An 18,959-nucleotide genomic window follows, 5' to 3' on the forward strand; every position below is an offset into this window, starting at 1 on the left:
GTATGAATTTTCCTTAGATATAAAACATTTGAAAGCAAGAATGACGTACAATGGAGGATAATCACGCACGAAGGCGCGCTTCATGAAAATCATTGTGTTAGATACTGAAACAACGGGTATGTTAGAAAAAGACCGCATTTGTCAACTGAGTTATTTGGTGCTCAATGAAGATTTTGAGATAGAAGAGGTGCATAATGATCTGTGTATGCCACCATTGCCTATCTCTTATGAGGCGATGGCGATTCACCACATTACCCCTGAAATGCTTGAAGGCGAGCCAAGTTGCGTGCAAACCAAAGCCTATAAAAGACTTTTGGAACTCAACTCCCCAGCCAATCTGATGGTCATACAAAATGCGGCGTTTGACCTTGGAATGCTCTCCAAAGAGGGGTTTTCTTTGAAGATGAATCTTATCGATACCTTTCGAATTCTAAGAGCATACTATCCGCTTGATGGTACATCGTTTAGTTTGCAATACAAACGCTACCAATGGGGACTGTATAAGGAAGAAGAGGGCTTGGCTAAAAAGCTTGGCATTACCATCAAAGCACATGACGCTCTTGGCGATGTCATCGTGCTTAAACACCTTTTTGAGCGACTCTGCGAAGAACACTCTATGCCAAAGATGATTCTTCTTTGCTCAGAACCTATCATCTTAAGTCACATTCCTTATGGTAAAAACAAAGGCAAAAAGTTTGTGGATGTTGCTAAGAGCGATCGTCAAGACTTGCACTATATGCTTAATGCCAACGGACTTGACGCGGATGTCAAAGCGTCCATACTCCACGCCCTTGAAGCTACTAAAGAGAGTGTGACTCTTACTATCGGCTTTGGCAAATATGCAGGCAAAACCCCTGAGGAAGTTTTAGAAATCGATAGAAACTATCTTTTATGGATGGTCAATAAGATGGATAACCTGAATGCTGAATTAAAAGAGGCGATAGAAAAGATTTTGGTTTCATATCCATAATCACCATATAAATTTTCACTTCACTCATATAAATTGTTGTAATGGTTTGAACTCATTTTAAAATTGACACTACTATTTAAAAAAGTTATAATCGTTTCAATAGCTCATAGCATGATAAAGCATACTTAAGGAGTAATGAATGCAAAATTTAACTATCTTAATAGCAACAGATTTTTCAGAAGGCTATACAGCTTTACTTAAAAAAGCAATTGATTTTGCAAAAAAGAAGCAAGCCAAACTTCATGTTCTTCATGTCATTGAAAAGACTTTTTTCAAGAAAAAAAATCTTGATTCTATTAAAGAACATTGCTGGAATACATTGCTCTCAGAGTATCCTACGTTGTCAAAAGAACAATTTCATTGTCTTGAGGGCAACCCTGAAAAAATAATTTCGATTGTAGCGCAGACGATTGATGCTCGTATAATCTTGATTGGTGATAACCGCAATAAACACCCGATGGAAGCTATTTTTATGGGTTCGGACACTAAGGCAATTATTAGAGAGTCGCGTGTACCTGTTTTAGTGACAAAAAAACCTGAGTATACAGACTATGAGACGATTTTAATCCCAACAGATTTGTCAAATGACTCGTTAGAGATGATTCAGCATATTGCTATTTTATTTCCACATGCTTATTTGATTTTGCTTCATCTTTACAGTGTCCCTTTTGAGTTTAGGCTTGGAATGTATGGATTTAATGATGATGAAATATCGAATTTTAAAGAAGAGAGTCGTGTAGGTGCTGAAAGTGAGCTCAATCTTTTTATACGAAAATTGAATATACCCGCAAAAAAAATTATTCCTATCGTACGTAAAGATTTGCTCAGTTCTGAGCGCTTTGAAGACCATCATAAAGATTTAAAAGCTGACCTTGTTGCCATTCATACGACAGGGCAGATCAGTTTTTTTGCTTTCGACCTCTTAGAAAAATCCACGAATGACGTTTTAGTTTATAAAATTACACGTGGATAATTTTGTGCTTAATGCTGAGGTATGAAACGCAACAAAACGTGATTTGTCATACCTTTGGCAAGCTCTTCTTCTCCAAAAAAGACAGTGCCAATGTTATCAGACTGGAGCAAAGAAGCTTCATCTTCACTATGCGTACGAAGAATAAGCTCAATGGTGGGATTGAGTGAGCGTGAAACTTCTGCAATTTTACGTACATTGATCGCATCAGGCGTTGCGATAATCAACATAGCCGCTTCATGGATGTGTGCATTGTGAAGAATGTCTGCATCTGTTGCATCACCTGAAATGGCGTTAAAGCCTTGATGGCGTAATGACTCTACAAGTGTTCGGTTTTGTTCTACAATCATATAAGGCAAATTTTGCTTTTTAAGTGCTTCTGAGATGCGTTTACCAACGCGTCCATAGCCTACAAGAACAACATGCCCTTTAGGTAGAGAAGGTTCATCATTTTCTGGAAGTTTTGTCGAAGGGTCTTTTCTTGCATCCAAATGACGAGCATAAGCTGAATGCTTAAGTATCCAACGACTAATGGGTGTTAATGTGTTAAAGATAAAAGGGTTGAGTGTAATTGAAATAATGGCACCCGCTAAGATCAAACTATACCCTTCTTGTGGTAAAAGCCCAAGAGTCATACCAAGACTGGCTAGAATGAAGGAAAATTCCCCGATTTGTGCAAGGCTCGCTGCAACGGTGAGTGCTGTATGCAAAGGGTATCTCAAAGCTAAAACCAAAAGAGCGGCTGCAAGCGATTTACCAAGGATAATAATAGCTACAACACATAAGACTTCTAAAGGCTTAGTTATTAAAATTTGGGGTTGAAAAAGCATGCCTACTGCCACAAAGAATAAAACAGCAAATGCATCACGCAATGGAAGTGATTTTTCTGCGGCTCTGTGACTGAATTCCGACTCACGTAAAACCATACCTGCAAAAAATGCGCCTAATGCAAATGAAACACCAAAAAGCTCAGATGCTCCATAAGCAATGCTTACAGCAACAGCAATGACTGATAGTGTGAAAAGTTCTCTTGAGCCTGTGCGAGACACTTGCCAAATACACCATGGAATAACTCTTTTACCTACAAAAAGCATAATGACAATAAACGCTATGACTTGCAGTAGTGTCTGACCGACAGTCATGAAAAGGGAAGATTGGTCGTGTGAAGCAGGTGCATTTCCGCCTAAAAGATTTGCTAGTGGCGGTAAAAGTACCAGTACAAGTACGGTTGCAAGGTCTTCCATAACTAACCAACCAACAGCGATGCGTCCATTCATGGACTCTAAAATATTTTTAGCTTCTAATGCTTTGAGTAATACCACGGTACTTGCACACGAAAGTGAAACGCCAAAGATGAGTGCAGCACCAAAACTGTATCCCCACCATATGGCCATACCCATGCCAAGCAGTGTCGCAACACTCATTTGAATCACTGCACCAGGGATGGCGATACGCCTTACCGATAAAAGGTCTTCTAGTGAAAAGTGGAGCCCAACTCCGAACATTAAGAGCATAACGCCAATTTCAGAAAGTTGCGCAGCAATTGTCATGTCCGCAACGAAACCGGGTGTAGTAGGTCCTATAAGAATACCAGCAAATAAGTAACCAACCAAGGCTGGGATTTTCAGCTTGGTGGCAATGAAGCCAAAGATAAGCGCCAATCCAAAGCCAAAAGCAATGGTGCTGATTAAGGATACGCTATGGTCCATTGGCTTTTCCTCCTGAGCTTTTATGTGAGATTGTATGATATAGATATATATTTATCATACAATAAATTATTTAATAATATGTAAACTCATTTGAAAATATTAAAGCGTCAAGGCTTGCTAAATGGTTGTTCCATGCTCTTTTTGTACGTGCAAAAGCAGTGTTCTAAAATCTTCAAAATACCCAATGGATCGTTTTTTTAGCTCTGCTTCTTCATGTTTGGCATATGTATCAAACATAGCGATAACATCGATGCCTGCATTTCGTGCGGCTTCAAGCCCTACTAAAGAGTCTTCAATGACTAAGCACTCCTGTGGTGTGACATCAAGCTTTTGCATGATGAAATGGTGTACTTCAGGATGGGGTTTTATCTTACTCACCATTTCTCGTCCTAAAATGAGCGAAAATATCTTTTCAAAATTCACTTTTTGGCGCATGGCGTTATTTTCATGGATGTAGATGTTGAGATTGTTTTGACTGGTGGTGCTTGCGATGACAAGCTGATAGCCTCGCTCTTTGAGGTAGTGCAACAGCGTGTGCGCATCTGGTTTGAAGTCGATGACATTTTTGAGGTAATGCTGAGCAATAGCGTAGCGCATGGAGCGGATCTCTTCTTTAGAAAAAGGTGCATTATACGTGTGTGCTAAAAAGTCGCAGTATTCTAAGTAGGCATCTTGGGTGTGGCTAAATGAGCGTAATAGCTCATCGCGTTTTTGTTGTATACTCATTTCATCTAAAGCTTCTCCACCAAGACGCGTTATAAGCTCTCTATCGACAACGTTCCAAATGCCCACAGAGTCGATGAGTGTGCCGTCCATATCGAAGATGATGACTTTTTTATCTTGAAACATAAAACTCCTTGAAGTATTTATAAGAGGAAAGGGATGATTCTTTTTGTTTTTTGCATATAGTTTTTATACTCATTTGAGCGTTTTATCCATAACATTTCCTCTTTTTTAGCTTTTAAGGAGAGTGTTACAACTAAAAGCGCATAAACAAAAAAACTTAAAATTGAAGGTTTAGAAAGTACCACACCAAGCATCATCACAAGAACAGAAAAGTACATTGGATGTCTGATGTATTGGTATGCTCCTGTAGTGATAAGCAAGGCGTCTTTTTTGATCTCTGGTGTAATGTTGAAGTTGCCAGGTTTGTTATGACGTATTGTATACAGTCCAAAAAGAGCTCCTAGAAAAAAGAGAAGCAGCGCAAAGGTATTTGGCATCTGTATGCCATGGAGTAACAAAAGAAGTGCGATAAAGACAAATTGTTGAATGACTAAAAGATACGAGTTACTTTTACTTCTTGTCTTGAGGTGTTTTCGCATGTAAAACCTAAAAAAACATTCTGTATTTTACATGCAAAACATTACTCTGCCTCTTCGCTTTTTTGCGAAGTTACAGATTTTTTAGCAGGTTTAGCGATAATCTCAATATAACATTCGCCCCAATTCTCAGCGTGTGCTTTGTCGATGGCAGCTATGAGTTCTTGTACAGGAATTTCTTCTGCATTTTGGCTATTTTTTCCTGCTTTGCAATCAAAAATCCAAAAAGGAGCCCCTTCTGGTAGTTTTTTATTGCGCTCACGTTTAAGGTATTTTCGGATTTCATGTTTGATCGCATCAACAACTCTATCGCTGTTTTTATTTTCTTCATGAAGATGAAATATTTTTTTCAAGAATAACCTTTTAAATGATGAATATTTGAATAAGTATTGTACTTTGTTTTAGCTTTGAATGCCTATTTAAACTCTGCTTTATATGCATCGTCTAATATTGCCATAAAGGATGTTGCATCCATATATCCTGTATAACCTTCGATGATGCTATGGCGTGTTGGTGAAAGAATAGCATTGGCTGGAGTGTACTTGGTGCGTAAATCTTTAGGCAAAGATGGGTCATAAAGATCGATGGAGACAAAAACATATTTTTGCTCAATCTGCTTTCTATACGTTGCGTTACTAAATATTTCTCTATCCATCTGTTTACAGTAAGGACAATTTTCTGTTACGATGTTGACAAGAATGAGTTTTTTCTCTTTAATGGCTCTCGCACTTTCTTCTTCTAAGAAGCTCGCTTGTAGTGCAATCACACTCAAACATACTGTCATAAGAACTTTAGATAACCAACGCATTGATGGACTTCCTTTACAATAAAGTATTGTAGAACAATACAACACACATGATATAATAGAGATAAAATACGAGAAGAAGTATAAGGAATGTAATGAAAACACGAGTGTATTATGATGATATTTATTTTCTATAGTATCTAAAAAATATCCATAAAATAGGCTTTTTATCCAATAAGTTTTCAAGAAAAAATATTGCAAACTAGGAAAAATAGTCAAGAAAATAGTCAAGAATTTTGAGCGTACGTCTCTTAAAAGGTAGAGTGTTGTTGGTAAAATACTGATGATCTGGGAGTGTAATATCTGCAAGTTTTTAATATTTCTATTTGGAACAAATATGTAATTGAAAAAATTAGGTTTCTTTTAATAGGGAACTACACTTTGGTTCCTAATAATCGTTTCTTCAAGCAAAAAATTTCATAGTCATTTTGTTGTGCCATTATCCAATCAAACCAACTCTGGTTAAAATGGAGATCGCTCAAATGTATTAAACGCATTGGGCTTCTTCAATGATTAATTGCGATTGTTTTTCTTGTTCAAGTATCTCTTTTTCATACGTAAATTCTATAACGTCATTTTGAAATACTTTATTTTTAGAATGACATTTAGGCCAAACAACAGCTTTTTGAATAGAGCATCTATCCCATTCTAATCCATAGATTTTCAGTAAGTCGTAAAAAAAATCTGCTTGTTCTTTGACAATAGCTTCAAAATCATTTACTTGTTTTTGAAGTTCTGTTAAAAACCTTGAAGATTTTAGTTCAATAATATAGAGTTCATTATTTTTGCTAAAACCTAAAATATCATTGACAATTTTTTGATTTGCTTGATCATACATCACTAACTCGGATGTAATAAATTGAATATTATCTCCAAACGGTAATAGATGAGAAGGATGACCCATTGCTTTGTCGATAATAGTCGCTTGCAAAAGTTTTTCAGGAGTTTTTCGTTTTGGTTTTTCTAATACTTTCTTAGGAGATATAAGTGTCATAAATTTTTCTTCTGTTTTTATACCAGAATATCCCATTTCTGGTGTTTTTGAGTCTAATGATACAAGTGATATCCCTTTCACATTGCCACGGCAATGCATTTTACCCTGATTATCTTTGTCTGTTTCATTAAGTTTATCCTTGTATTTTTCGTTCAATCTTTTTGCTAATTTGAAATACTTGAATGCGTCTTCCATCTTTAAATCCTTTGGTATATATTTTTAAAATATAGCTTTTGTGAGTGTTATTTGAACATCGACAGTATAGTAATAATTTGATAAATAACATGCTTCTTCATTTGCAATATAGCCTCTTGTATTATCTATAAATTCCTGTGTCTCCTCATGAAGAGCATCATCAAAAACGTCAATTTGTCCTTGGCTCATATCATCATCTAATTCTTCATATTTATTTTCTATTTTTGAACAATGATCTTCATACATATCGATATACATCGCATCATCATGCTTATAAGAATCATACGCATAATGATCGTGAAAAACTACATCAACCTTCTCAATGGTATAATCCAAAGGAAAATCGCCTTCTAAAATAGTCTCTATGTCATTGTAGATGAAGGAACTTTTATTGGTTTCAATATTCAAGTATTTTTTGACATTAGCGATAATATCTTCTTTAATATCTTCCATCTCTCCATCAATACTTTCACTTTTAAATTCTGTTAAATCATGAATCTGATAGCCTCTGTAACTATTTTCTTTATAAACATTTTCAAACGTTAAAATGAGTGTTTCATTTGATTCTTGCATGGTTTTTCCTAATGTCTTAAATAACAAATGGCATACCGTCTTCAAGGACAACGGTATTTTCAAAATGTTTACAAAACGCATCTTTATGTTCTGTATGAATAGGAATGAGAGCTTTTGGACTTAATGCTTCTGAAAACTTTTTTAAACTTTCAAGATCAGCATGTCCACTGGTATGTGCATAAATCCAGTTATGATTTTCTTGCAGTTTTTGATATAGCTTGATCGTTTTTGCATCGCTAAATTCAGGCTTTAAATAACCAAGCCATTGAGAATAGATAATATTTGCACTCAGAATATCAAGCTTGCTTAAAAGTTTTTCAATATGCCAAGGAGAAATTTTTACATAATAGCGTGATGGCTCTTTTTTAATATTATCGATTGAAATTATATTACTAAAAAGTCTGTATTGAAAATCCCCAAAGTAGTCACGATTTTTTTTGATTTTCTCATAATAGCTTCCACCATACACTTTCAATACAAAAACATTTTTCCAATCCATCGTTGGAATAGATGTTGAAACACTTGACATTTTTTCAAGTATCCATGCGGTGTACATATCGATTACAAAGATTTTTCCTGTTTTTTTACATGCCCTGTAAGCAGAAACGAGAGAGTCAATGTTTTGGGAAGAGCCTACCATAAACGTAATGGTTTCTGTATTTTTTAGCGTCTCAAGAATCTTGTTTTCGACACTGATTTCATTGGGAAACTCTTCGTTGCTTCGTTGTAGCATCGTTCCTTCCATCAAAAGAAGATCAGCATCTTTGAGCTTCTTTTGTTTAAGCATGTTTTCAAAGAGTTTTGATTTTCTGCCATTAGCTCTAAAATCACCACTATAAATTACTTTTTTACCGTTATATTCAACTAAAAAAGCATACGCATCGACAGCACTATGGTCAACCAAATAAGGAGTTATGGTTATATCTCCAATTTGAAAGGGTTTCCATGCTTCAAAATGATAGAACTTATTTTCCAGTAAACCTTGTCCCGTAAAAAGCTTCGTTGCATTCATCAGCTCTTTTGAAAGCTTCCCACAATAAATAGGAATCGTTGTTTCAACCGTTGTAATTTCGCCAAAATGATCTTGATGAGGATGAGAGATAATAATGGCATCAACCTTTTTATTTGTAAAATGAAGTTTTTTTGACTCCAAATTTAGTGGTGTTCCATAATCAAATAAGAGAGTTGTATTTCGAGTTGAAAGCTCTATACAACTTCCACCAATTTCATTTGTTCCTTTGTGGATCGTTAGTGTCATTATATACCTTACATAAAAAGTAGATCTTTTAAAAATAAAGAGTCTTTATTTTTGAAAATTTACCGCAACGAGAATAATTTCTATAGTATACGGGATATGATATAAAATTTTAGCAAGTGACTAAGACAAATTTATGTCTATTTTTAAAAATATAATTACAATATTCATGTATAATCTGACAAATGTTCTAAAGGATATGTATGCCAAAAGTCGAACGGCCATCAAATAATTCAAAATGGGAACGTATCAACACTATTTACGAGCTTTTAAAACAATCATGCGATGGTATGAGTATTCAAGATCTCTCAAAACAAATGGATGTTAGTACAAAGACCATTCAGCGTGACTTGTATGAAGTTTTAGGTGAGTATGGGGCTGTTAAACAAGGACGAATGTGGAAGCTTGATAACAAAAAAGCCGAAGATAATCTTAATTCCAATGAGCGCATTATTCTCGGTATTTTAGATGAGATGGCAAAAAATGCTGGCAGTAGTTTTTATGGCAAGGCACATTCTCTGCTGAAACAAATCTCTCAACAATTAGAACATCCTATTTTTGCGAATGTCGAGAGTGAATCCTTGGATGAAAGCCATATAGAGCTTTTTTCTTTGCTGGAAAAAGCGATTAAAACAAAGCACACCGTTAGCTTTACCTACAAAAAACATGTTTTTGACGTTCAACCACTTAAATTAGCATTTTTTGACAGCTTTTGGTACCTCTTAGCACTTGATATCAATGAAGAGAATAAATTTAAAAAGTTTTATCTTAAATCCATTAATAGTCTCACAATCCAAGATAATACATTTGCGATCAATACAACGTTGGAAGAACGTTTAAAAAAGGCAAATTCCATTTGGTTTGATTTGGATAAAGAGCTTTTTGATGTGCATTTACTCATTGATAAAGAAGTAATAACCTATTTTGAGCGTAAACCACTGAAAGGACAAACAATTATAGGCAAAGATGCTGATGGTTCAGTAGAGATTATTGTACCTATCACGCATGAAATGGAAATCGTGCCTTTGATCTTTTGGTATGTCCCTTACATTAAAGTCTTAGAACCTCAATGGATTGCCGACATCGTGAAAGAAAAAATACACGCTTATCATCAAAGTATTCAATAAAGAAGACATCTTTATGTCCGTAAAATGAGATAAAGTTCTGTTAATGCAGACTTATAGTAGTGGACATAAAGGATACAAAGTGCAACTTGAAGAAACCATAAACATTGCAAAGCAACTGATTGAAAATGCCGAAGCGATTCTCATCACAGCAGGTGCTGGCATGGGTGTCGATAGTGGCTTACCCGATTTTAGGGGAGAGGAGGGCTTTTGGAGAGCTTATCCACTTCTAAAAGATAAAGGACTTCACTTTGAAGATATGGCTACGCCAAAACTTTTTAAGACAGATCCTTCTCTTGCTTGGGCTTTTTATGGTCAAAGGCTCAATTTATACCGTGCTACTACGCCTCATAAAGGCTTTGATGCTTTAAAAGAGCTTGTTCATTCAAAAAATAACAATTATTTCATCTATACTTCCAATGTTGATGGGCACTTTCAAAAAGCAGGATTTGATGAAGAGAAAATCGTTGAAGTTCATGGAAGTATCCATCATTTGCAGTGTTTAACTCCATGTTCAAAAAAGATATGGCGTGCAAACGATACGTTTGTTAACGTTAATTTAGACACATTTCGTGCTCTTAACATACCTTCATGTCCTTATTGTGGTTCTATCGCTCGGCCGAATATACTGATGTTTGGAGACTGGTCTTATTGGAACGAAAAACGTTTTAATCAACAAATCGCAAGATATCGTAAATGGCTTAAGCAAAATAAAACAGCCCATATCGTTGTAATAGAGATTGGCGCTGGAACTGCGATTCCAACCATACGTTATGAAAGTGAAAGAGTCTCGAAACAGTTTTTGAATGCATATTTAATTCGTATTAATCCATATGATAGTTTTATCGATAAAAGCGTCAAAAGAGGGCTCAGTATTCCCTTGGGTGGACTTGATGGAATAAAAAAATAGTAGCTAGTTTATCAAAGAATTATGTTTAGAAATTTTAAGCGATACTTTAGCTGTAGGGAGTTAAAGAACAGTCTTAAAAGTTACATTATTTAGCAGAAAAAACACACTTTTCATCAAACCATGCGAGTTCATCGATGTACATTTTCCCAGAAATTTCAGGCATCAAATTGCGATGAGAATCATAGTTATAAATTCTCACTTCTTTGAATTCTTCCAAAAACTCTCTTTTTTTTGTTAGAGAATTTATATTGGAAGAATTCCCAGCTGGCCAATGACTAAAAATGAGTAATTGTTCTGCTTTTGTTATAAGTGTGTTCCACTCTTCCTTACTTGGTTGCTTTTTATTGAATAGTCTGCCAACATATACTTGAACTTGTTCTTCATCAGAATTGTAAATCCAATTCTCTTGCAATATACGTTTTGCAAATGTTTGTTCACATGCTTTGCCGATTTAGAGTAGCACATGTGAACCGTACACTGGATGAGTACCATAAATCTGATAAACTCCATGGTCAGTATCTCCTTTTAAAGATTTTACTTTTTCAAGAGAATAAGGACCTTTCCATTCGATGTATATTTCTGTCATGATTTATTTTCCATTTATTCATTATTCCTATCTATGAGTAATTATAAAACAAAAAATCATAATTTTATATACTTTTAAAAGGTTTTTTAACCATTTAAGAATCCACCATAAGCTCAATAACGGCTTCAAGGCTTTCACTAACAGCCTTATAATTTTCTACACCATAGCCACCACTCAAACACATCATGATCGGTATATGACGTTTTTTAGCTTCAGTGAAGATCATGATGTCTCGTTGCTTTAGCCCTTCTGCTGAGACTGCCAATTTACCAAGAGGGTCGCCTTTGAGTATATCGCTGCCGCCATTGTAAAAAATGAAGTCGGGTGCTATGTTATCTATGAGTGGCGCAACAGAGTGTTTCAATAGGGTGAGATACTCTTTATCTGAAGTAAACAATGGAATTCCTATCAAAGTAAAACGTCCATCTTTACTCTTTTTTGTCGTTCGTAAGTCTGCTTGAAACGTGTTATACATATCAAAGATATAAAAATTATCCATGTGTGTTGCAAATTCGATAACGCCATCGCCTAAATGAGCGTCAAGGTCAATGTAAAGAATTTTCAATGATGGGTTAGCCTTTCTTAATTGTAGTGTTCCAAGCGCGTAGTCATTGAAAAAACAAAAACCGCCGCCTTTGTTTTTATGCGCATGATGGAAGCCTCCGCCAAGATTTATCGCCCAACCAACCTCTAAAGCCAAAAAAGAGGCTTGAATTGTTCCATTAGCCATTGCACGAAGAGGATCAATCAAATAAGCATTGCTCATAGGTGCAGGGACTAATTTTAAAACATCTAAATTCAATACCGAACTTATCGTATGTTTATCGCTTCTGACGTTTAGAAGGTATTGACGTGTATGATAAGCATTCAGTTCTTCATCTATCAATGGCTCTATGTGCCGTGCGTCCAAGCGATACTCAAACGATAAGTTATGAGCAATGCGATCAAACTTTCTTAGATCTAAAGGATAGTTACTCTCACGAATTGCATCTTCCACAACAGATGGCAGATAAAAATTATAAGTATGTAAATCATACATAATGGGTAGAGCCTTTTTTTGTAGAGAATTCATTTTAGGGAAAGCGACAATTTCCTCACAATATTGATATCTAGGAATAAGCTCCCAATGAACGTGTGATATGCTTAAAATCTCATCCCAGTCGAGATTTGATGTCACCAATGTACGAAGCAAATCGCAATGAAATTCACCATAAAAAGGATGATCAAGCATCGTTTCATACTCATTGTGATTTTCTCCATCATTTAAGTGTGAGTACTTTGTTTTATCTGATATATTTTTTAATCTATCTTCCTTTTCCCATAAAGGATCGTCAAATGAATCATTATAGAAGGCAATTTTGACATCTAGTTCGTAATCATACGACCCCTCTTTTTTTAACCTTAACGCCTCTTTCAATGCTCCATCTAACACGACTGCCTTTTCAACAATCGCTTTTTCAATCTGCATTAAATAAGCATTGAGATTTCGAATTGCGGCGATCGTTTCATGTGTTACATTATCGTTTTTGTGCATCGTTGTCACCTCTTAATCGATAAAAAAATATGCTCAGATGAATTTCATCAAGGCTCAATGTTTCATTGGTTTGAGTATCAAAGGTAAGATCATACTCATCGGCTACATCCATGATTTTTCCCATGGCTTCGCTAAGTTCATACAATGGATAACTTGGATGCATTTCAAACGAGATATACCACTGTGTATAACTTAAGAGCATTAATGTTTCTTTGTTTAAAAGGCTCAGTAGTTTACATGTAGCGTTAAGTGCTGCATGGTCGCACAAAGAGGCATTTTGCGTGATTAAAATAAACTCATTGTCATGAGATAGATCGATTCCAAAGTTTTTTGCAGTGTTGAAAACAGCTGAATTTAAATATTTCATCTACATTCCTTTTCACGTGGAATTGCTTCATAGAGCATTTTGTAAAAACCATCCATATAGGTATTTATGTCTTGATGCATGCAATCGTGAATGAGGTTTCGATCTGAAAAAATTTTATGTTGCACATCTAACTTATGAAAGGTTCGCTCCATCTCTTTTGCGCATAGATGTTTGTTTTTCCCTTCAAAATCAAAAGGTCGTACCGCTATAATAAATAACTTTTTTCTAGATTTTGAAGAACTGTTGGCTAAGATTTTTTGCAATACTGTCGTACTGTAACCCCCTCCAATACCAATAAAAACAACACATCGTGTGTAAGTACTCATAACAAGTTCAAAATCGAATGTATGAAAGAATGTGTCAAAGGATTGAATTACATGTCCGTGTTTATCTGTCAGAAATGTAGGCATTGTGTATTTATTGGGTAAAAATTCATCTGTGATAACTAATATATTATACTCGGTGATAGTATTGAGGTATTTTGTTGAATTAAGCATATGTTGTTCAAAAGAGCCAATACCTAGCGCTAGCTTCATAAAAATCCTTTTAAGTTTTATGAAGTTAGTATAAGCTATTTTATGGACATTATTGTGTCCAATATATTAAAAAGATACTACTATTGAATCACTTTAGATAGATCAGTATCGTTTTCAATATAATCCACTAAAGCTGTTCCAAATGGATAAGGATCTTTTACATGTATAACTTCTTTTTTTACGCAATTTCCGCCAGTAATATAATAAGCTACACCATTTTTATCTTTATCACTATTAGGCAGTCTACAGCTCGTTACGATAACGCCACTAAACCATGATGCTTTTATTCTCAGCTCAACGTTAGAGTCTGAATGATCAAGCGCTTCACTGTTAGGATTTGATAAAAAAAGATCATCAAAGCGTTGTTCTGTTTTATTGAAAAGTGATGTCAGAAATAAAGTATGTTCACTTAGTTGCCAATAACATATAAAAATTCTTTCTTTAGATTGAGGTTTAAATCCATCATTTGGTAAGCCTTTCTCTTTGAGTAAAGTGACTAAAGGAGAAACATATTTTCTTTTATCTTTTAACGTTTCTTGAACCGATATAATGTATAAATTTATACCACTCTCAACATCTATTAATTTATCTCGCTTAAGAGGAAAACTCATGTGTGCTCCTTTGATCTTATTATCATGACATCATAACAAATTTATAAGGCATCTTTCTGAAATAAGGCATTACTCTCATAATGATTTTTGATCATTCACGACTAAAAGAAAGTCCTCAAACACATTTATTTTAGGCTCCCCAACACTGTAAAAAGGTTGTAACTTTGCATACTGTTTTAAGAGAATAATGACATCGCGATCGTTTTTAAAATAAGCCCATTTTGAAGCCGTCCAACCATCGTGATCTTTTTCATAGATAGATGCTTTATAGTACAATAATAGTTTGATGATTTTAAGATGAGACTTGGCACACGCCAGCATCAAAAGCGTTATATTTGAAGAGTCTTTTGCATTTGGATTTACTCCAACCATCAGCAATAACCTCACCATAATGACACGATCATTTTTGACTGCTTCAATGATCTTTGCATCACTATAATTGATTAAAGCGTTACGTAATTTTTTTAATGGACTGCGTATCATCAAATTTTCCTTTGTTGTTTTTCAACGTCATAGTGTTTTATGACATACTCTGTCTTTGATATTTTTCTCTTTAACCAGTTCTTTTTAGTGATCAAACCTTGCTTCTCAGCGAATCGTAGATAAAGCATTAAGCGAAGTTGCATCGGAAATTTTTTCTTTTCCATTTGGAGTGTTTTGCACAATTTAGCAAGCGTTATAGGTGAACCATAACGAAAAAAAGCTCTATAAAGCATCACGTACGCAAAACTCTCAAGAAGGTCGATACCCCATTCTTTTGCGAGGGCATCGATACTTGGCTCTTTTGGTGTTGTTTTACGTTCTAGAAAATAGTGTTTTGTGAGCTTTTTAACCGCTTTTTTATCGAGCAATAACGCTTCGATAAAGAGAGATGAATGTTCTACCATCTCTAATTCCTATACCAGAAGCGCATGAGTTAGCACTTGGATTGTGCAACATGGCAGCTCTTTTTTCAATAATTTATTGTTTTCAAATTTACTAAATTCAGTGCTATGTTGAGTGAATGCCAAATTCTGTAATTGCATATGATTATCCCTGAGTTACGATTTTAATGTGTCATGATATCTTTAAAATGGGACATAAATATGTCTAGCTTAGGTGTTAAAATCGATATAAAATTTTTCAAGAAAAGGATTTAGTATGTCAAGTGAAACTAGCGCTACAGTGCTAAATAAGATGTATACATTTGATAATTATGTGGTTGGGAATTTTAATCACGTATCCTACACCATAGCTAAACTAGTAGCAGACAAACCAGGTGTTATGTATAGTCCAGTTTTCATCTATGGTCCAATAGGCGTTGGCAAAACCTATCTTATTCATGCTATTGGTAATTATGCTCAAAGTAAAGGCAAAATCGTTATTTATGCGACGATTGAGCAGTTTATGAATGACTTTACCTATAATCTTCGCAACCAATCAATGGATCGTTTCCGTGAAAAATACCGTAGTTGCGATGTTTTACTTATCGATGACATACAAGATTTGGCCAATAAAATTCAAACACAAGAAGAATTTTTTCATACCTTTAATGAACTTTACGCTGCAGGTAAACAGATTGTATTAACCTCAGATAAACCACCAAAGATGATTAATGGTCTTGAAGATCGTTTAAAAAGTCGTTTTATAGGTGGATTTATATCTGATATTGGGATACCAGAACTTGAAGATAAAATAGCTATGATTAAAAAGAAATGTGATATTTTTGAATTCTCTTTGGGTGATGATATTATCAATGATATTGCAGTAAACATTGGTGATGATATCCGTGAAATTGAGAGTTTTGCTATTAATTTAAATGTTTTGAAAAACTTGATACATCAAAAAAACATGATTGATATTATTCAAAAAATTTTAAAAAATTTTTTGAATATGCCAATTGAATAAACATTATGAACAATGAATTAACAACCACTAACAACGATCATCAACTCGTATTGGCAAGATCCAGAGTCTTATTAAAGATAACGAAAAAAATACTTGTCAATATACAAAAAAGTAACCCAAGTATAAAATACCCAATAACATTAATACATAGTGATAATGTTGTTGAATCTGTTGCAATTTCTTCTGATGGAAAGTATATGATTTCTGGAAGTAGAGATGCGACTATTAAGCTTTGGGATTTACCTAGTGGAAAAGAGATTCAGATATTTAAAGGGCATAAAGATTGTATCAATTCTATTGCTATTTCTCATGACAGCAATAGAATTGTATCTGCAAGTGACGACAAAACAATTAAAGTATGGAATGACCCCACAACACTAGACACTCTTGAAACTGTTAATACGGTCGATAATGACCACATGAAACATCAAGAGGAGAAAGTAATTCCATGGCAAATAAACTATACACAGACGAGTTCAAACAAGAGGCAGTCAATCAAATTGTAAAAAATGGCTATCCCATTAAAGATACCGCACAAAGATTAGGAGTGCATCCTGATTCACTCAAAGCATGGATAAAAATCTATAGTAATCCTCAAAGTACCTCACAACACCAAGCTTCCAAAGATTTATCATCCGAGAATAGGAAGCTCAAAGCAGAATTAAAAAGAGTCACCGAGGAGCGTGACATTCTAAAAAAGGCCGCAGCGTACTTTGCCAAGAATCAAAAGTAAAGTACGCCTTCATTAAAGAGTATAAGCCATTTTATCCCGTGCGAAGAATGTGCAAAGCTTTGCAAGTCCATTTTAGTGGTTATTATGCATGGAATAAACAACCAGAATCAAAACGTGATAGAGATAATAAAGTGGTCTTGCAACACATTAAAGAGGCTTATGAACACAGTGGTCGTATCTATGGATATCGAACTGTTACCAAAGATCTTATAGCATCAGGTATCAGTGTGAATAAAAAAAGAGTCGCAAGACTTATGAACATAGCCAAACTCTTTGGTGCAGGTGTCAAACAGAAAAAACCTCGTTATAAAAAAGGGCAGAGACATTTGGCACATCCTAACCATCTTGGGCAGTGTTTCAATGTTCAAGAGCCAAATCACACATGGGTAACAGATATAACCTATATCAAAACACATGAAGGATGGTTTTATTTAGCGGTTGTATTAGACCTTTTCAGTAGAAAAGTTGCTGGATGGGCAACAAGTCATCGCATGACAACACAGTTAGCTCTAAAAGCTCTGGAAATGGCAACCTTTAGACAAAAACCACATCATGAAGTTATTGTACACTCTGATCAAGGATCACAGTATAGCTCTTACGAGTGGCAAGCACTCCTAAAAAAATACAACCTGATTCCTAGCATGAGCAGGCGAGGCAACTGTTATGATAATGCAGTGGCTGAAAGCTTTTTTAAAACATTTAAGCGTGAATGTGTCAAAAAACAGATTTATATTACACGAGAGGAAGCACAATCAGACATATTTTATTACATTGAAATGTTTTATAATTCAACCAGAAGGCATAGCTATCTTGGTTATATTTCGCCCAATGAATTTGAAAAAAGATATAATGAGAAATTAAATATGGCTTCGCAGAATTAGAGTGTGTCTACAAATGTGGGGTCATTCCAGAGAGCTCATTCAAAAAATATTACATGTAAAACAAGAGATACATCATTTTACTACAGCAGAAAAAAGAGCTCGTTTTCAACATTTGAGAGAGAAGTATGCAGCTTTAAAACAAGCTATTGATATGAAAAAAACATATCAATCTTCTCTTGAAGAAGCACTGGCAAAACTTAATCCTTTAGATGATACCTACCATGAACTTTATGAAAAAATAAAAGTTTTAAAAGAAGAATTAAATGTTGCAGAAGAGGCTTTGAATCAAAAATATCAGAAAGCGATAAAAGAGTTTGACGAAGATCCTGACATGCAAGAGTACGAAGAAACTAAACGTATGTATGAAGAATTTAGAAATAATTTTGAAGAAGAACTCAATGCTAAATTATTTGATCTTAGTGAAAGCGAGAAAAAAGAACTTAAACAGCTCTATAGGCAAGCCAGTAGACTTTGCCATCCAGATATCGTAGCTGATGAACTGAAAACTCAAGCGCATGAGATGATGCAAAAACTCAATGATGCCTATAGTGAAAAAAATTTAACAATTGTTAAAGAGATACTTTTCGCGTTACAGCATGATATTGGCTTTACTGTTGCAAGTAATAATATAAATAATAAAGAAAAACTTAAAGCAAAGATTGTCAAACTTAGAAAAAAGCTTAAAATCACTGAAAACGAAATAACAGAAATAAAATTAGATGAAACATTTGAAATTATTAAAGATTTGGATAATTGGGATACATACTTTGAAGAGCTTAAAGGGAATCTTGAATATGAACTCATGTCTCTTATGAATAATTATAATGCACTTAGGTTTTATTCTTGAGATGAAGAAATACTCTTGGTAGATAAATAAAACGTCTTGACACACAAACAAGACGATTTCTGTATAAGATAGAAGTTTCAAAACCAAGTAAGCAGACCCGCGCAAAGATTTGGAAATCAAAAGTTCCAGATCTCTCAAATGAGATCATTG

The 18,959-nt window shown here is 34.8% G+C and carries 23 protein-coding genes; 8 read left to right on the top strand and 15 right to left on the bottom strand.

What is annotated here, in order from left to right; all coding sequences use genetic code 11:
* Positions 1–82: 82 nt before the first annotated feature.
* The gene (locus UCH001_RS05140; RefSeq protein WP_067175146.1) at positions 83–970 is read left to right on the top strand and encodes a 3'-5' exonuclease; all 888 of its coding nucleotides are present in this window, start codon (positions 83–85) and stop codon (positions 968–970) included.
* A 139-nt stretch (positions 971–1,109) separates the two neighbouring features.
* The gene (locus UCH001_RS05145; RefSeq protein ID WP_067175148.1) at positions 1,110–1,943 is read left to right on the top strand and encodes a universal stress protein; all 834 of its coding nucleotides are present in this window, start codon (positions 1,110–1,112) and stop codon (positions 1,941–1,943) included.
* Positions 1,944–1,951: 8 nt separating this feature from the next.
* On the opposite strand, the gene ybaL is transcribed toward UCH001_RS05145, so the two are convergent.
* The 8 genes from ybaL to UCH001_RS05185 form a co-directional block, all read right to left on the bottom strand.
* Entirely contained in the window at positions 1,952–3,649 is a 1,698-nt protein-coding gene (gene ybaL, locus UCH001_RS05150; RefSeq protein WP_067175150.1) for a YbaL family putative K(+) efflux transporter, read from the bottom strand.
* 117 nt (positions 3,650–3,766) lie between these two features.
* Positions 3,767–4,498, bottom strand: coding sequence for an HAD family phosphatase (locus UCH001_RS05155; RefSeq protein ID WP_067175152.1), 732 nt, complete (start codon positions 4,496–4,498; stop codon positions 3,767–3,769).
* 17 nt (positions 4,499–4,515) lie between these two features.
* Positions 4,516–4,974 (bottom strand): isoprenylcysteine carboxylmethyltransferase family protein, encoded by a 459-nt coding sequence (locus UCH001_RS05160; protein WP_067175155.1) that lies wholly within the window; start codon positions 4,972–4,974, stop codon positions 4,516–4,518.
* A gap of 41 nt (positions 4,975–5,015) precedes the next feature.
* Complete coding sequence (locus tag UCH001_RS05165; RefSeq protein ID WP_067175159.1) at positions 5,016–5,324, bottom strand: DUF6172 family protein; 309 nt, start codon at positions 5,322–5,324, stop codon at positions 5,016–5,018.
* 62 nt (positions 5,325–5,386) lie between these two features.
* Complete coding sequence (locus tag UCH001_RS05170; RefSeq protein ID WP_067175161.1) at positions 5,387–5,779, bottom strand: thioredoxin family protein; 393 nt, start codon at positions 5,777–5,779, stop codon at positions 5,387–5,389.
* Positions 5,780–6,263: 484 nt separating this feature from the next.
* Positions 6,264–6,965: a hypothetical protein gene (locus UCH001_RS05175; RefSeq protein WP_067175163.1), complete on the bottom strand. Its 702-nt coding sequence runs from the start codon at positions 6,963–6,965 to the stop codon at positions 6,264–6,266.
* 24 nt (positions 6,966–6,989) lie between these two features.
* The gene (locus UCH001_RS05180; protein ID WP_067175165.1) at positions 6,990–7,538 is read right to left on the bottom strand and encodes a hypothetical protein; all 549 of its coding nucleotides are present in this window, start codon (positions 7,536–7,538) and stop codon (positions 6,990–6,992) included.
* Positions 7,539–7,554: 16 nt separating this feature from the next.
* Positions 7,555–8,796, bottom strand: coding sequence for an MBL fold metallo-hydrolase (locus UCH001_RS05185; RefSeq protein ID WP_067175168.1), 1,242 nt, complete (start codon positions 8,794–8,796; stop codon positions 7,555–7,557).
* A 200-nt stretch (positions 8,797–8,996) separates the two neighbouring features.
* Here UCH001_RS05185 and UCH001_RS05190 point away from each other — a divergent pair, with 200 nt between their 5' ends.
* Together UCH001_RS05190 and UCH001_RS05195 are read left to right on the top strand one after the other, a co-directional pair.
* Complete coding sequence (locus tag UCH001_RS05190; RefSeq protein ID WP_067175171.1) at positions 8,997–9,920, top strand: YafY family protein; 924 nt, start codon at positions 8,997–8,999, stop codon at positions 9,918–9,920.
* Between the two features lie 79 nt (positions 9,921–9,999).
* On the top strand, positions 10,000–10,827 hold the full coding sequence (locus tag UCH001_RS05195) for a Sir2 family NAD-dependent protein deacetylase (protein WP_231963976.1): 828 nt from the start codon (positions 10,000–10,002) through the stop codon (positions 10,825–10,827).
* Positions 10,828–10,912: 85 nt separating this feature from the next.
* Here the strand turns inward: UCH001_RS05195 and UCH001_RS05200 are convergent, their stop codons facing one another.
* From UCH001_RS05200 to UCH001_RS05230, 7 genes are all read right to left on the bottom strand, one after another.
* A complete protein-coding gene (locus UCH001_RS05200) occupies positions 10,913–11,239 on the bottom strand; it encodes a hypothetical protein (protein ID WP_197651437.1) in 327 nt (108 codons plus the stop codon).
* 268 nt (positions 11,240–11,507) lie between these two features.
* Positions 11,508–12,947, bottom strand: coding sequence for a histone deacetylase (locus tag UCH001_RS05205; RefSeq protein ID WP_067175178.1), 1,440 nt, complete (start codon positions 12,945–12,947; stop codon positions 11,508–11,510).
* Complete coding sequence (locus tag UCH001_RS05210; protein WP_067175181.1) at positions 12,931–13,314, bottom strand: hypothetical protein; 384 nt, start codon at positions 13,312–13,314, stop codon at positions 12,931–12,933. The genes UCH001_RS05205 and UCH001_RS05210 overlap by 17 nt, the downstream gene beginning before the upstream one ends.
* Complete coding sequence (locus UCH001_RS05215; protein WP_067175184.1) at positions 13,311–13,850, bottom strand: hypothetical protein; 540 nt, start codon at positions 13,848–13,850, stop codon at positions 13,311–13,313. Before UCH001_RS05215 ends, UCH001_RS05210 begins: the two co-directional genes overlap by 4 nt.
* Before the next feature lie 80 nt (positions 13,851–13,930).
* Positions 13,931–14,461, bottom strand: coding sequence for a hypothetical protein (locus tag UCH001_RS05220; protein ID WP_067175187.1), 531 nt, complete (start codon positions 14,459–14,461; stop codon positions 13,931–13,933).
* 75 nt (positions 14,462–14,536) lie between these two features.
* Positions 14,537–14,944: an ankyrin repeat domain-containing protein gene (locus UCH001_RS05225; protein ID WP_067175191.1), complete on the bottom strand. Its 408-nt coding sequence runs from the start codon at positions 14,942–14,944 to the stop codon at positions 14,537–14,539.
* Positions 14,944–15,348 carry a hypothetical protein gene (locus UCH001_RS05230; protein ID WP_067175195.1) on the bottom strand — a complete coding sequence of 135 codons (405 nt, stop codon included), beginning with the start codon at positions 15,346–15,348 and terminating at the stop codon, positions 14,944–14,946. The genes UCH001_RS05225 and UCH001_RS05230 overlap by 1 nt, the downstream gene beginning before the upstream one ends.
* Before the next feature lie 253 nt (positions 15,349–15,601).
* On the opposite strand from UCH001_RS05230, the gene UCH001_RS05235 reads away from it, so the two are divergent.
* The 4 genes from UCH001_RS05235 (at position 15,602) to UCH001_RS05255 (ending at position 18,809) form a co-directional block, all read left to right on the top strand.
* Positions 15,602–16,348, top strand: coding sequence for a chromosomal replication initiator protein DnaA (locus UCH001_RS05235; protein WP_082705673.1), 747 nt, complete (start codon positions 15,602–15,604; stop codon positions 16,346–16,348).
* A 5-nt stretch (positions 16,349–16,353) separates the two neighbouring features.
* The gene (locus tag UCH001_RS05240; RefSeq protein ID WP_067175198.1) at positions 16,354–16,854 is read left to right on the top strand and encodes a WD40 repeat domain-containing protein; all 501 of its coding nucleotides are present in this window, start codon (positions 16,354–16,356) and stop codon (positions 16,852–16,854) included.
* Positions 16,797–17,962, top strand: a protein-coding gene (locus tag UCH001_RS05250; RefSeq protein WP_145973095.1) for an IS3 family transposase whose coding sequence is annotated in 2 segments (ribosomal slippage) — positions 16,797–17,049 and positions 17,049–17,962 — 1,167 coding nt in all. Because the reading frame shifts where the segments join, the coding sequence is not laid out codon by codon here. Before UCH001_RS05240 ends, UCH001_RS05250 begins: the two co-directional genes overlap by 58 nt.
* A 13-nt stretch (positions 17,963–17,975) precedes the next feature.
* The gene (locus UCH001_RS05255; RefSeq protein ID WP_067175201.1) at positions 17,976–18,809 is read left to right on the top strand and encodes a J domain-containing protein; all 834 of its coding nucleotides are present in this window, start codon (positions 17,976–17,978) and stop codon (positions 18,807–18,809) included.
* Positions 18,810–18,959 lie beyond the last annotated feature (150 nt).

The organism is Sulfurospirillum sp. UCH001 (assembly GCF_001548035.1).
GTDB lineage: Bacteria > Campylobacterota > Campylobacteria > Campylobacterales > Sulfurospirillaceae > Sulfurospirillum.